This window comes from Burkholderia alba, from assembly GCF_034721475.1.
GTDB lineage: Bacteria > Pseudomonadota > Gammaproteobacteria > Burkholderiales > Burkholderiaceae > Burkholderia > Burkholderia alba.
The window spans coordinates 19,513-32,915 of sequence record NZ_JAWJWL010000042.1 but is presented as its reverse complement, the minus strand read 5'-3'; the positions used below and the strand labels follow the sequence as shown (position 1 = coordinate 32,915).

Below are 13,403 nucleotides of genomic sequence, written 5' to 3'. Positions count from 1 at the left end.
TCGAAACAACGATCAGGTTAACAGGAACAATCGGAAGTAAACAGCCCCCCAAACGTCATCTTGTTAAGACTTCTTAGCGCCGTGCCATTGCGGAGCCGATCACCGATTCGAGACGACTGGCTGACGTCTCTGCCATCCGCCGCTCGATCTTATCGGATGCGTTCATCATCGACTTCCGATCGACCATGCTAAGGCGCTGATGTACGAGGGTACTAACCACTGCCCCGCGCAAATGCGAGATCGCCTCCATCTTCGACATGTTCAAGTCTCGCATCAGTTGTACCGCCAATGCAATATCGCTGCGGCCAGCGTCCCGCGTATCGACACGAACCACCTCGCGATAAAATTGCTTCAGCTCCTTCTTCCGGACACCGCTGTTCTCCAGATAGACGTCCCGCAGCGAGTGGCGGCTGTTGCTCTCCTCGAGCACGCTGACCACGCGCATGGCGGCGTGTTTCTTCACGAGATCGACTTCCTGTTTCTTGTTGTCGGTCGACTTGTTCTCGTTGAACCGGTCGAACTTGATCGGCACGAAACGCCGGACGTTCGGCCAGATGTACTGCTGGTTGACCTCGTCGCGCCGGCTGCCCCAGTTCGCCTTTTCGTCCTTGCTCGGTTCTCCCGCCAGTTGCTTCTCAACCCGTTCGCGCATCGCGCCGTCGACGATCGCGGCCATCTTCTTGTCACGATAGTGTTGCTTGACCGAATGCGCGACCTCGCGATTATTGATCAGATCCCGTCCCGACAGGATCGCGCCACCCACCAGCGCCGCGTTCGCGGCGCCATGTGTACCGACGGCCAGCCCAACGTTCGCCCCGACGCCCACCGCGGACATGGTCGTCCTGATCACGGCCCGGACCACGCGGTTCTTTCCCTGAACCTCGGCGATATAGCGCCCCGTCAGCACGTCGAGCATCTTTTCCCGCGCGGGCGAATCTTCGGACTGGCCCAGGATCGCGACCTTGAGGTCGTAGCGGGACTGGAAGTCGGTCATCCGCGCGACTTCCGACAGCGGCACCTCGCGGCCGCCGGTCGTGATCTTCGGCTCGTCGGCGGAGGCCGGCCATTGGCCCAGCTTCGTCTGATAGCGGCTCTTGCGCATTGCAGCAGAGGTGAGCTCATGCCCTGCATATGCCATATCGATGAATTCGTGCCCAGCGAGCAAGTACGAGGGGACCTTGGAGTCCTTACCCGTCTTGGCAAGGCCCTGCATGATGGGGATTTCTGGTTTGGTATTGTTCAGTAACTGGGGGACTGCGTACTCGTTGTCGGCGAACATCCACCGGCCGAGTTTCCGGAACGCCTTCGCACTTTTGGACACGTCCGGCACGAGTTGCTCCAGTGCTTCACCGTGCGTGCGCGACACTGCGTTTTCGGTTGTTGTTTTCTTTATCTCCAACGCTGTTCCGTCGGGCGTTTTATCGGCGTGCTTGTCACCTTTTTTGCTCCAGCGCGGGCTTTCCGCCGCTTTCTTTGTGACGGGTTTCGTCGAAGTCGACAGTGGCGTGTCCCACAGAGGCGCTTTGACACCCTTGTCTTCTGGCAGCGAGGCCGTCTTCCGCTTTGTATCGTCGATCGGGGTTTCAATGGCATTCACCGGCTTGCCGATAACCGCCTCGAAGTGCCCGTGCTTGTCCCAGACGACGACGCGATGCGTCGGCGATTGCCCGGACTGATGCTGGCTGCCGTGGAACTGGCAGAGTGCCGTCACTGGATGCGCTTCGTCCACACCCGCCTGCACGACACCGATCTGCATGTCGACGCTGAAATGCTCGTTCACGAGCGACACGAGCTCCGCGCCGTGCCCGCCTGCATTCGTGTCGAGCAGCAGCATCCGGTCCCTCTCCTTCGAATGATTCGCGTCGAAATCGGTGCGGATCTTCCCGACCGCTTCGTCCAAATCCGGGCCGCGCAGATCAGGCGCAGCGCATTGCACGAGCGAGTAGATCGCGCAGTTATTTCCATTGCCGCTGTTGGGAATCACCTCCATGTCGCCCTGTTTGAGCAACTCGCTGAAACGCTCGTTGGGCTCACGCGTTGCATCGAGTTGCTCGGCGACTTCCGCTGGCGCGACATCGGCCACCACGAGGGCATTGCTTGTCTCCACCACAGACTGCTTAACGGACGACGCGTTGGAAGGCCTTTTGCGCGTAGCGACTTCGGAGAAAAAACTGTCGAACACATAGGCAAGCCTTTCCACGTGGCCGCTAGGCATTTTCTTGTTGCTGGCTTCGGTCGCCTCGACAGTCTTGGCGATCGGCACGGCTTCCGTTTTGTACAACGTCGTCTCGACGACGGTAAACACTTGCGATGGCTCGGGCGGGTCAACCGTGCTCGTCGTGTCGGTGAAAGTCGCGTCAACTTCGTGCATCGCATCAGTCGTCGAACCAGGACGCATCTTGAGTTTCGACGAATCGAACAACGATGTCGACCGCAGCGACGGCTGCTTCTTGCCAGTAAGGCCCGCCGTATGCCCGCCGTCCAATTGAGTGATACTTTGCGCCACGGCATTGAGAGCCTTGATCGTATTGTCGCCCCAGCCGCCGGATAAATTGCCTAATTCTGGAAGCGACGGTTGCTTCTTTACGGCAAAACTTCTCGTGCGCTCTCCGTCCAATTGCGTGGCACCTTGTGCAACGGTATTTAGCACATTGTGTGTAGTGTAGCCCCCGCGACCGAGTACTTCTTGTACTCCGGAACGTGGTAACGGCGAAGACTGCGACGCTTTCTGCGTACTCGTCCTGATAGTATTCATCTCGATGGTCGGCGTTGTCGCGGACTTATCGTGCGACAGTACATTCACGAGCTTTGCGGACATGAAGGTTCTGCGGTGGGATTGGACGAGATTTCAGTTGGCATCATGCTAGCATCGAGTGGCCGCGCACATCCGTTGAAGATGCGAAACGATCGCGGTCTTTGCGAAGTAGATGTATCCGTGGGTCGCGCCGGCAATCCCGGGGGAGTAGAGGTAGCCCGAATTTCGTATGCGAGGCGGGTGAAAATTCAGATTCCACTATTGAATCGCTCAGGGTAAAGCAGTGCGAACTGTGCGTCATCGCGCTTTTCCAGCGTGCCGAGAACCGGTCCAGATGGCAACGACGTTGCACAGTGCCAGCCAGATCAACTTCAGCGCTGCTTCGTCCGACCGGAAGTGGCCGCGCCCCTTGATGATCTTGTGAAGTTGCACGTGCAGCGAGTCAATGGCGTTCGTCCCTGTCAAGGCTTCTACATCGATCCCGACAAGAGTGGCGCCGACCGCACGCGCACTTCAGGTTCCGAAGCAGCAATCAAGTGGATCTGCCCCCTGTCCGTGAAATACAGGGAACTCCATGTCGCCCAATGCCGAAGTGAGACATCAAGTGCGAACACCACGTACGGATCAAGGAGCATATTGTCGTTTTTATCGCATACANTCCGAAGCAGCAATCAAGTGGATCTGCCCCCTGTCCGTGAAATACAGGGAACTCCATGTCGCCCAATGCCGAAGTGAGACATCAAGTGCGAACACCACGTACGGATCAAGGAGCATATTGTCGTTTTTATCGCATACAACGGCATTGTCACGTTGGCGCTGGCGGGATAAAGCCGTAGTATTCAGCCGGTCGCTCAGGCTGCGAAAGACGGATCTTGGGTCATACCAGTGAAAAGTTGCCAGGTTTCGAACTGCGTCGCGAGCTGCTTGCGATAGAGCGACGCGCGTAGCACATGACGTTTGAGCGCGAAGTGTTGCCGAATTGGGCCGACGCACGACAAGAATACCTGCGTGCGCTGCGGATTTCGAAACCCACGCATGCGACGCTCGCGTTCTCGAGTGGGCTGATGACTGCTCTCGACGCGGTTGTTCACGCGCGTTGCGACTTTGACAAATACATGCTTCACATTCGCGGGTTCCGGAATGTCGGCCTTGACCGCCGGATAGCTGCGTAGCTGATCGGTGACGATCATGCGCGGTGCCGGGCAGGTGCGCAGCACCCGCAGGAAGAAACGTTTGGCGGCGACTTTGTCGCGCCGCTTCTGCAACAGCACATCGAGTTCGGCACCATGTTCGTCGACGGCGCGCCAAAGTAGGTAGGGCTCGCCGCGCAGCGACACCCCCATCTCGTCTAGATGCCAGGTGCTGCCCGGCTTGCGCCGGGTGGCCTTGACGCGATGGGCGAACCCCGTACCGAACTTGTCGCACCAGCGGCGGATCGTCTCATGGCTGACGATCACGCCACGCTCGAACAGCCACTCCTCAATGTCACGCAGGCTCAGTTGGAAGCTGAAATACCAACGCACGGCTTGGCTGATGATGGTTGCTGGAAATCGATGTCCACGATAGAGCGATGTCGTCTTCATCCCGTCATCCTACGCTAACGTGACAGTGCCACAGAGAAACCTCTATAGTCCAGGAAGCAAAGCACTAACATTGGTCGCTCGAGCTCATGCGCAAAACTGGTTCAGACGCAACCAAGTTTCGAAGAGCGCCGGCCACGCACGCACTTCACTGTTTGCTGCGCCAAGTCCCCAGCCATGTCCGCCAGTCTGGAATACGTGTAGCTCTGCTGATACGCGCGCGGTACGCATCGCATTCAACATCAGGAGACTGTTATCTATCGGCGAAACTGGGTCGTCCAATGCCTGTGCGAGAAACACGCGCGGCACGCTCGAACTGACCTGCAAATTGACCGACAGCGCTGCGCTTTGCTCTTCGGTCGGGTGCTCGCCGACAATGTGCACCCGTGTGCTCGTATGGTTGAACGGCGGCATCAGTGTTAGCACCGGATAGATCAGGCCGGCCAGATCGGGGCGGGCGGACTCGCGGTCGACGGCATCGACAGGCGCATAACGCACGGAATCCGGCGTGACGGCGGTCATGCCCGCAAGATGTCCACCGGCTGAAAAACCAAGCACGGCAATCCTCCCTGCCTCGTACCGTTCGTTGCGCGCACGCGCGCGAATTAAGCGCATCGCACGCTGGCCGTCCTGCAGTGGCGCGATCCTGGACCAGCCTTGCTCAGGCAGCCGGTACACCAGCTCAAATGCGGTGACCCCTAACGACTTCAGCCATTGGCAAGCCGGCGTACTTTCGTTGCCCAGTTCGATATGATCGTAGCCGCCACCCGCGATCACAAGAGCCGCACTAGCTCCGGGCCGCGCAGGACGATAGACGTTGAGCCGAGGCCGCATTACATGCGACACACTACCTTTTTTACCGGTTTGCTCGCCTTCTGCCGCACCATTGGGAGACGGGTCAGGTGGAGTGTTCGGCCACAGGTCGATAATCTCGTCAGGTGGCTCATCCGCCTGGCCATTCCTCCAAACACGGTCCACAACGCCCTGTGCCCGCGCCGATGGTACAAGTGAAGCCACAAGCGCCGCGCCCATCAATCTACGTCGAATATCGTCCACGCTAACCTCTCCAGTTTAATTCAGATAAACCACATTTTTAAAACACATGGATCGCTGGATTCCTGCTTCTACTTCATACCAATGAAATCGTCGATCCTCACTTTCTACGTTATTTCGTTACCGTTGCCGAAGAGCGCAACGTGACACGGGCCGCTCAGCAACTCGCCATGACGAAGCCGCCATCTGCGTGCAGGAAACCCGACTTGGCGTGAAATTATTCGAGCACCAGTCGATTGGCAACGCACTGACGCCCGCGGGCGCCGCACTAGTAGAGCCCGACAGTTGTCTCGGCAAATTTCGACGAGTATTCAAACGGAGTCGCTCCTGGTTCTACTGATTTCGTCGAGTCTGCACTCGCTTCGAGCGTCGCTCGGACATTCACGAAATTTTTCATCAAATACGGCTGCCCGCTCGTGTACGGGAACATCTTCAGGCATATCGCTCAGGCTTTTCAAACTTGCCCATAAGAGGAATCGACGAAATTCGAATTGGTAGCATCGTACGGCTCTATCACTCAGCTTTCCCGGTATTCGAGAATATTCCACTCCACTGCGCTTCGAGTGAACTCAGGGCCAGTTGTCCGCGCGCCTGGTCGACGAACAGTCCGATGAAAATCGCCAGCATTGCAATTGCGACCGCGGCCTTAACCGGCTGACTCAAGCTAGCGATGTCCAGTTTCGATGCAGATTTCGACACAAACCCGAACGCGATATCGACCAGCACCAAAATGAACAGCAGTGGCGCAGCAAGCTTTGCAATCGCCTGCATCAGCGTATCCGCCTGCCGAAGCACGAAAGATTCCAAGATCACACCAGCAATCGGAGCGCCTTTTGAAACCGGCCACCAGTTATACGATTCGTAAAGCGTGCCGAGCAGGAACGTCATCCCACCGAGCGACCAGAACGCCATGATCGCGACCTGCTGCAGCAGTGTTCCGATCGGCGTGCTCTGCTCTTGGCTGACCGGATTGGTGATCTGGATGTTGTTGTGACCTGTCAGGTCATCGATATATACGCCGACACTCTCCGCGACCCAGAACACTGTCGACGCCGCATAGCCAAGTACGAGCCCAATCACCGCCTCGCGCAGCGCCACCTCAGCAAGGTACAAACCATGTAGCGATTCGATGAACGAGATCGGCTGGCCGACCGCGACGTATGCACTGAACATGATTGCGATTGCATTCCGGACCGTGCCCTGAATCACGCCGTCTGCGGTCGGCGGAAACACGAACAGCAGCACGAACAGTCTCAGCGCGCAGACAGCCGTCACTGTCAGGTAGCCGATGAGGAGGCTGTGCAGATCGACGAGTGGTCCGAGCGTCTGTATCATCTTGGCTATCCCTGTGCCGCGCGCGTCCGGATGAACCGGGACGTTGCCATCTCTTCGTTTTCCTCGTCCTGCACATCCTCGCGAGCAAGATCGATCGCCCGCCGGATCCCCGCGATCCGTTCGCTGCACTGTTCGATACGCTGCGCGTTGACCGCGATGTCGCGCTGGGTCCTCGCGATCGCCTGCTCCACGCCAGCGAGTTCATCATCGAATTGTGCGAGCTCCGCGACCATCCCGCGCCGACGGTCGGTGACGACACCAATGTAGCGAACATACTGGTTGAACATGTCGATCGGGAAACCTTCACTGCCGCCCATCATGCGTGCCATGCGTTCTTCGTAGCCTACGATCACGCGCGATTCGCCGTCGATCTGCTCGACTTTCGCCGCACTGCGCGCGAGCAACTCTGCCCGTTCACCGTCCAGCGCGGCCAGCTCACCGCGCAACGCGTTGATGGTACGGGTGCGGCGCGCGTTCGCGTGAACGAGCGCGGCGATCCGCTGGCGGTTCGCGTCAGCCGTCAACCGGCGGTTAGCGCGTGCAGCCGCGCCTCGGTGTCAGCAAGCGCGACGATCTCGTCAGTGCGCTGAGACAGAAACGCTGTGATCGCGTCGTGTCGCGCGATCGCCTCGTCGGCGAGCGCGTCCGCGCCCGGCTTGTACTCACCGACCTGCAGCAGCATCTCGATCTCGCGGTACTTCGCCATCAACGCGCGTACCCGCGCGGACGCATCGACATACGAAGCGGGCATCACCTGCGACATCACGCGCGACAGGCTGCCCAGCACGTCGATGGCCGGATACTGGTTGCGCGCTGCGATCTCGCGCGACAAGATCATGTGTCCATCGAGAATCCCACGAACCTCCTCTGCGATCGGATCGCTGCCACTATCGTCCTCGGCGAGCACGGTGTAGAGCGCTGTGATCGAGCCGCTGGTGCCCATCCCGGCACGTTCCAACAGACGCGGCAGTTCAGCGAAAATCGACGGCGGAAATCCACGACGGGCCGGCGGTTCGCCGGCGGCGAGGCCGATCTCGCGGCCGGCGCGCGCGAAGCGCGTAAGTGAATCCATCAACAACAGCACGCGCAGACCGCGATCGCGGAAGTATTCAGCAATCGCCGTCGCAACGTACGCGGCTTTCGCGCGCTCCATCGACGAACGATCGGAAGTGGCACACACGACGACTGACCGCGCCATGCCGGTGGGACCCAGAATCAGCTCGACGAACTCGCGCACTTCGCGGCCGCGCTCGCCGATCAACGCGATTACGTTGACGTCGCAGTCGGTGCCGCGCGCGAACATACCAAGCAGGGTGCTCTTACCAACGCCAGCCGGCGCGAAGATACCCATCCGCTGCCCCTCGGCGAGTGTCATCAGCGCATCGACCACCCGCACGCCGGTAGCCATTGGCGCGTCGATCATCCGCCGACACATCGGTTCCGGCGGCGACGCAAAGACCGGCTGCAACTCATCCGACTCGATTTCAGGACCGCCGTCGACAGGATTGCCGAGACTGTCGATCACACGCCCAAGCAGCATGTCTCCAACCTTGACTGCGAGCGATCGCCCCATGCCGCTCACCTGGGTCGAGCGAGAAATGTCCGTCAGCCGTGAAAATGGCGACAGCAGTGCGCAATCGCGCGTGAAGCCGATTACTTCGGCAAGTTGCAGCAGCGCACCGGTTGGCGTACGCAACTCGCACAACTCGCCCAGCGACACGTCGAGTCCGCTGACCTTGACCAGCGTGCCAATCACCTCGATCACTTTGCCGGTACGCAGGACGCCTGGCCGCGCGAGGATCTCACGCTTGATCTCGTCGGTGAGGTGCTCGAAGCCGAGCGTACGGTCGAACCATTCATTCTTCATCGCGACACCTCCGCCACCACCGTGTCGCCAGCTTCGGATCCATCGCCACTGGTCATCGCCCGCGCATTGCCGGTGTTGGCCTGGTCTTGATAGATCGAGTGTTTCAGCGCACGGGCAACCGCGCTACGCATCGCGCGCAACTGCGTCTGTAAGCTCGCGTCAACCGATCCTAAATCGGTCTCGCACACGCACGCGCCGGGTTCGAGCTGCCGATCAGCCACGATAGACACCGAAATCAATCGGCCGAGGTCACGCCATTTTTCCGCAAGCTTGTCAAACGCAACGCACGCAACCTCGTAATCCTGAGGATTCACCGCGACGCGCAGGTAAGTCGAGTTGTCGATGATCCAGTCAACGGTCGACAGTGCGCGGACGAACAACGCTTCACGATCCATGGTGTGAACGATACTCTCGACAGCCGACGCGACAATATCCGCCAGCCGCTCGCGCATGCGAATCTGCAGCCGATTCTGTGCGTCGGTCGCATCGACAAGCCGCTCCATCCATTCCGTCAGTGCGCGGTTCGAGCCTTCGCGGTAGCCGCGCCGGGCAGCCGTCTCGTAAGTTTCGCCGGCGGCGTCTAGCAGTGCCTCCGACTGCTCCTCGCTCGCCGCAACGATCGCAGCAGCCTCTACCCGTGCCTGCTCGAGCACGCGTGCGCGGTCTGCGTCGAGCTGAGCGTAAGCATCCGCAATCGACAGCAAATGGCCGAACGTCTCGCGTCGAACCACATCGCCGTGCACCCCGAACTGCACGTCCAGGCCATCATCTTGGTCGTCACCGCCGGCCACTAGCCGACTACTGTTCAACCAAATAACCATGCCCACTCCCGAAGCAATTCCGGCAGGCGACGAAACAGGCGAGCAGTCCCACCTTCGTCGTGCTGCGTCGGCAACGCGTTGAGCCATGCGGGCGCGTCCACATAGCGAGCCAGCGCGAGACGCGACAATGGAAACGGCACCCCGTCGGGGCCCTTCAGATCACGTAGCACCAGCAGCATCCCTTCTATCGCGAGCGTGTCCGCGTCCATCGTTGCGAGAGGCGGTATCGCCACGGATGCTAGCCGTGCCACATCATTCGCGCTATCCGTGTTAGGACCGCTCATCAGCACATCCACGTCAAGACCCGTCCACTCGGCGAGCCGTCGCTGCGCGTGGCGGTCAATCAACCGCCGCACTTCGCCTCGCCGCAACAGCAACGCGCGCATCCGCCAGATCTGCAGCGTCACCGGCGCGGGTACGACATCCAACAGGCAGGCATTAGGCTGTGCCAACCCGACTGTGGCGGTGCGCTTGAAGCCGCCCTGCGACAAGTCGGCGAACTCAGGCGGCGGCACACTGAGCGCCCGTACCAGCGCCCTTGAGCATCGCTCGGTGGCGCCAGTCGGCGCGCCAACAAGCAACGCGCGCCAGCCCAGCATCCGCGTTTCGGGCACGCCGAACGAAGCAGCAATCCATGACGAATGCGCCCAATCGGCCACTTGATCCACGTTGCGCCGGTAACAGTCAAGCGCCATCGCAATGCGTACCGCCGCCACGCCGTCGTTGGACCCGGTAGGCACTATGAGCCTCACCATTTCCTACGGCTCCTTACGGGCCGATCTAAAACGACCGGCGATCGTATCAAGCCAGCCTCGCAGCTTCACCGTGCCGCGCCGTGCGCCGAATCCATACGCGGCGAATCCGACAGTAGTCAGCAGCGCGACAAGCGCCACCGTAATCGCCACCATCGACCACGGGCTCGCGGCGGGTGGAGCTAATTTCGACAGCTCGACTGCGTCGGCCGCGACGGTCGTGACACTCACATGGTCATAGGTCAACCCTTCGACGCTATGCATCACGAGTGTCTTGATCTGCGGGATCAACGTGTTGACGTCTGCATCCGGGCGGTACTTGATAAACACCGCGGCGGACGATGGTTTCACGTCCTGTGCGAGTGGATCGTTATTCGGCAACACAATCTGCACGCGTGCGACCAGCACACCATCGATCTTCGACAGCGTCGACGACAGTTCCTGCGAGATGCCGTAGACGAATCGCACGCGCTCTTCGGTCGGTGTCGACACGAGGCCGTCCTTCTTGAACAGCTCCCCGAGATCGTTGAACTTGCTGTGCGGCAGTCCACGGGCACGAAGCACCTCCATCGCGCGTACCAACTGCCCATCGTCCACGTCAAGCGTCCAGTTCTTACCGCCATCCGGGCTGTCCTTGCTCGCAGTAACGCCCTGCTCCAGCAGGGCAACCAGCATCTCGTTCGCGTCCTGTTCGGTGAGACCGCCGTACAGTTCTTTCTTGCATCCGCCAAGCAAAACGATGCACAGCGCAGCGATCGCCACGCACACGATGCGAAGATTCGACTTCATGGGCTTGCCATCCGTCTTTCAAGACTCGCCGTTCGCGACACTCCGCTCCGCCAGCCGGTGGATTGCGGAACTCATTGGTTCTTCATCAGAGTTTGGACTGACGACTTTGACGATTCAGCGAGGCTCATCTTGACCTGCATATTCATCTGCATGCTCGTCATCTCATACATCATCTGGATAGTGCGATCGCTCATCTCTGCCATCGACATACCCGGCACCTCGGCGGACAGCTTTCCGATATCCGCGATCGTGCGTTGGAATTGCGCGTCTTGCGCCTCGACGGCTTTCGAAACGACAGAGGACACGTGACTGTTCGCGTGCTCGGGCGACGCCATCGGCGCATGCGCCATTAGCGCGCTGAACTTGTCTCCCAGTTGAGTAATTTCGGGGGATGCAGTTGCCGGTGCCGCCGCAATGTCGAGCGCGGCCGGTGCAAACTGATTCACGGGATCGATAGGCATGTCGGCTTCTCCTAGAATTACGCACGTAGAAATGCCCCGACCTGGAACACCTCGGGCGCCTGCGCGGGGGCGCTCGGCGCGGTGCTGTCAGACTCTTCGCCGATCGCGCCGGCCTCTTCCATCGACGCAGGGGCGACGAATGGCTGGCCCGGACGATGGTTGCGGATCGCTCGATCCACTTCGTCCTTCACTTCGAGCGCCCGGACCAACGCGCGCGTATCCTTGTTGCCCGGATCGTCCGCAAGCGCCTCGGTCGCGACCTGTCGCCACGACGGATCGCCCATCGAAGACATCGAGAACGCCAGCAGCGCCTTCGCATAGCCGAACTGCGGGCGCATTTCGATTACCCGAAGCAAGATCTGGTTCGCCTCCTGCCATTGCCCTTTCGCCATACGCAGAAGGCCGTCCAGCGCGTCGATCTCGATTACCCGCGGACGCAGAAGCCGCAGCGCATCGATCACCTGCTCGATGTCGAACAGGTCGACTTGCGTATTCGGGAATTTATCGAGCAGTGCCACGGAGACGGTCTCAATTAGACCGCCAATGAATTCTGAGCTGCAGTTCAGGTACTCCGGCGTGTCTACGGTCATGGCAACGCGTTCCTGAGAGGAGAGAGAAAGCCATCCGATCGCGCGGCGGGTGGTGGCGACATCGGCTGGAGATCGACGCCGCGACCATAGCAGTTTCGCCACATCCCGCCTCTCCGTATGCGAAGTGAGCATGCGCATAGCGAAGTGTTCATAGCGCGCTGCATTCACCAGATATCAGCTTCCGTATGCGACACGTAGTTTCGCATTGCTAGCAATCGTCACGCGTGATGAGTGCTAGCGTGGTTGCAGCGGCCGAAATTCGGCACGTGAAGTCGTGCCCTTTTTATTCGACCCGGACGAACAACGTCGAAGACGCACTCATGAGCGACGAAAAAACCGAAGAGCCGACCGACAAGAAACTCGAGGACGCACGCAGGGACGGCGAGGTATCGCGTAGCTCGGACTTCTCTGACGCTCTGTCGATGGCGGGCGCGCTAATCGCGCTAGTTGCGACGGCGCCGCTGTTCCGCGACGGGCTGCACGAAATCGTGTCAGTCCCTCTCTCGTTCGTTGGCCAAGACCGTACAATGCAGCAGATCCAAGTTGACCTGTTCAGAGTCGGCGCCGCCGCGCTGAAGCTCATTCTGCCATGTCTGCTCGCCGCTGCGCTGGCGTCGACCGGAGGCTCGATCGCGCAGGTCGGCTTCCGGATTGCCACCAAGCCGGTCACACCAAACATGCAGGCTGTCAATCCGGTGAGCGGAATCAAGCGGATCTTTTCCGCGAAAAGCCTCATCGACTGCGCGAAGATGGTCTTCAAGGCGATCATTCTTGGATGGGTGATGTGGCGATCAATCAAGTGGCTGTTCCCGCTTGTGGCCGGCTCGATCTACCAGCCGCTCGGCGGGCTGTCGTTGATGTTCTGGAACATGCTGACAAAGTTCGGCATGGTCTCGGTCGGCATCTTCTTGCTGGTTGGTGCGATCGACATCAAGCTACAGGGATTCCTGTTCATTAAGAAGATGAAGATGAGTAAGGACGAGGTGAAGCGCGAGTACAAGGAGCAGGAAGGCAGCCCCGAGCTCAAGGGTGAGCGTCGTCGCCTCGCGCGTGAGCTCGCCATGACGCCGCCGAAGCCGCGCATCGGCCTGGCCAACGTACTAATCGTCAATCCGACACACTTCGCAGTCGCATTACGCTATGTGCCCGATGAGCACCCTCTCCCCGTTGTGATAGCGAAAGGCATGGATGCGGGCGCCGCGTCGCTGCGGCTTGCGGCGCGCGAAGCCGGCGTGCCGATCATCGGCAATCCGCCCGTCGCGCGAGCACTCTACAAGGTCACGCTGAACCAGCCGGTGCCGGAAGAACTGTTCGAGACGGTCGCGGCGATCCTGCGGTGGGTTAACGCGATAGGCGCGAGCCGTCCACCCGCCTCCCCTTCCCACTCCTTTCCAAACTAA

The 13,403-nt window shown here is 59.8% G+C and carries 13 protein-coding genes and 1 pseudogene; 2 read left to right on the top strand and 12 right to left on the bottom strand.

Annotation, left to right across the window (positions count from 1 at the left end; translation table 11 throughout):
- Positions 1 to 73: 73 nt before the first annotated feature.
- From RZR99_RS29630 to RZR99_RS29615, 4 genes and pseudogenes are all read right to left on the bottom strand, one after another.
- Positions 74 to 2,617 carry a hypothetical protein gene (locus RZR99_RS29630; protein ID WP_323123329.1) on the bottom strand — a complete coding sequence of 848 codons (2,544 nt, stop codon included), beginning with the start codon at positions 2,615 to 2,617 and terminating at the stop codon, positions 74 to 76.
- 386 nt (positions 2,618 to 3,003) lie between these two features.
- Positions 3,004 to 3,211, bottom strand: a pseudogene (locus tag RZR99_RS29625) (IS256 family transposase); the annotation flags it as partial.
- Positions 3,212 to 3,606: 395 nt separating this feature from the next.
- Positions 3,607 to 4,338 (bottom strand): IS6 family transposase, encoded by a 732-nt coding sequence (locus RZR99_RS29620; protein ID WP_323123328.1) that lies wholly within the window; start codon positions 4,336 to 4,338, stop codon positions 3,607 to 3,609.
- A gap of 84 nt (positions 4,339 to 4,422) precedes the next feature.
- Positions 4,423 to 5,391, bottom strand: coding sequence for an alpha/beta hydrolase (locus RZR99_RS29615; RefSeq protein WP_323123327.1), 969 nt, complete (start codon positions 5,389 to 5,391; stop codon positions 4,423 to 4,425).
- A 50-nt stretch (positions 5,392 to 5,441) separates the two neighbouring features.
- On the opposite strand from RZR99_RS29615, the gene RZR99_RS33440 reads away from it, so the two are divergent.
- On the top strand, positions 5,442 to 5,603 hold the full coding sequence (locus RZR99_RS33440) for a helix-turn-helix domain-containing protein (protein ID WP_407655524.1): 162 nt from the start codon (positions 5,442 to 5,444) through the stop codon (positions 5,601 to 5,603).
- Between the two features lie 298 nt (positions 5,604 to 5,901).
- Here RZR99_RS33440 and sctT read toward each other — a convergent pair whose 3' ends face one another.
- The 8 genes from sctT to RZR99_RS29570 all read right to left on the bottom strand — a co-directional run bounded on the left by sctT (position 5,902) and on the right by RZR99_RS29570 (position 12,003).
- Positions 5,902 to 6,723 carry a type III secretion system export apparatus subunit SctT gene (gene sctT, locus RZR99_RS29605; protein WP_323123326.1) on the bottom strand — a complete coding sequence of 274 codons (822 nt, stop codon included), beginning with the start codon at positions 6,721 to 6,723 and terminating at the stop codon, positions 5,902 to 5,904.
- Positions 6,724 to 6,728: 5 nt separating this feature from the next.
- Positions 6,729 to 7,247 (bottom strand): hypothetical protein, encoded by a 519-nt coding sequence (locus RZR99_RS29600; protein WP_323123325.1) that lies wholly within the window; start codon positions 7,245 to 7,247, stop codon positions 6,729 to 6,731.
- Positions 7,244 to 8,590 carry a type III secretion system ATPase SctN gene (gene sctN, locus RZR99_RS29595; RefSeq protein WP_323123324.1) on the bottom strand — a complete coding sequence of 449 codons (1,347 nt, stop codon included), beginning with the start codon at positions 8,588 to 8,590 and terminating at the stop codon, positions 7,244 to 7,246. Before sctN ends, RZR99_RS29600 begins: the two co-directional genes overlap by 4 nt.
- On the bottom strand, positions 8,587 to 9,411 hold the full coding sequence (gene sctL / locus RZR99_RS29590; protein WP_323123323.1) for a type III secretion system stator protein SctL: 825 nt from the start codon (positions 9,409 to 9,411) through the stop codon (positions 8,587 to 8,589). The genes sctN and sctL overlap by 4 nt, the downstream gene beginning before the upstream one ends.
- Complete coding sequence (locus RZR99_RS29585; protein ID WP_323123322.1) at positions 9,396 to 10,166, bottom strand: type III secretion protein HrpB4; 771 nt, start codon at positions 10,164 to 10,166, stop codon at positions 9,396 to 9,398. The genes sctL and RZR99_RS29585 overlap by 16 nt, the downstream gene beginning before the upstream one ends.
- Before the next feature lie 3 nt (positions 10,167 to 10,169).
- Entirely contained in the window at positions 10,170 to 10,952 is a 783-nt protein-coding gene (sctJ, locus tag RZR99_RS29580; RefSeq protein WP_323123321.1) for a type III secretion system inner membrane ring lipoprotein SctJ, read from the bottom strand.
- 71 nt (positions 10,953 to 11,023) lie between these two features.
- Positions 11,024 to 11,413 carry a type III secretion protein HrpB2 gene (locus tag RZR99_RS29575; RefSeq protein ID WP_323123320.1) on the bottom strand — a complete coding sequence of 130 codons (390 nt, stop codon included), beginning with the start codon at positions 11,411 to 11,413 and terminating at the stop codon, positions 11,024 to 11,026.
- A gap of 17 nt (positions 11,414 to 11,430) precedes the next feature.
- Positions 11,431 to 12,003 carry an HrpB1 family type III secretion system apparatus protein gene (locus RZR99_RS29570; RefSeq protein WP_323123319.1) on the bottom strand — a complete coding sequence of 191 codons (573 nt, stop codon included), beginning with the start codon at positions 12,001 to 12,003 and terminating at the stop codon, positions 11,431 to 11,433.
- A gap of 320 nt (positions 12,004 to 12,323) precedes the next feature.
- Between RZR99_RS29570 and sctU the strand changes: the two genes are divergently transcribed.
- A complete protein-coding gene (gene sctU, locus RZR99_RS29565; RefSeq protein WP_323123318.1) occupies positions 12,324 to 13,403 on the top strand; it encodes a type III secretion system export apparatus subunit SctU in 1,080 nt (359 codons plus the stop codon).

Coding starts and splice junctions, on each gene's coding strand:
- RZR99_RS29620 (WP_323123328.1), bottom strand. CDS start 4,338: ATGAAGACGACATCGCTCTATCGTGGACATCGATTTCCAGCAACCATC.
- sctT (WP_323123326.1), bottom strand. CDS start 6,723: ATGATACAGACGCTCGGACCACTCGTCGATCTGCACAGCCTCCTCATC.
- sctN (WP_323123324.1), bottom strand. CDS start 8,590: ATGAAGAATGAATGGTTCGACCGTACGCTCGGCTTCGAGCACCTCACC.
- sctL (WP_323123323.1), bottom strand. CDS start 9,411: ATGGTTATTTGGTTGAACAGTAGTCGGCTAGTGGCCGGCGGTGACGAC.
- RZR99_RS29585 (WP_323123322.1), bottom strand. CDS start 10,166: ATGGTGAGGCTCATAGTGCCTACCGGGTCCAACGACGGCGTGGCGGCG.
- sctJ (WP_323123321.1), bottom strand. CDS start 10,952: ATGAAGTCGAATCTTCGCATCGTGTGCGTGGCGATCGCTGCGCTGTGC.
- RZR99_RS29575 (WP_323123320.1), bottom strand. CDS start 11,413: ATGCCTATCGATCCCGTGAATCAGTTTGCACCGGCCGCGCTCGACATT.
- RZR99_RS29570 (WP_323123319.1), bottom strand. CDS start 12,003: ATGACCGTAGACACGCCGGAGTACCTGAACTGCAGCTCAGAATTCATT.
- sctU (WP_323123318.1), top strand. CDS start 12,324: ATGAGCGACGAAAAAACCGAAGAGCCGACCGACAAGAAACTCGAGGAC.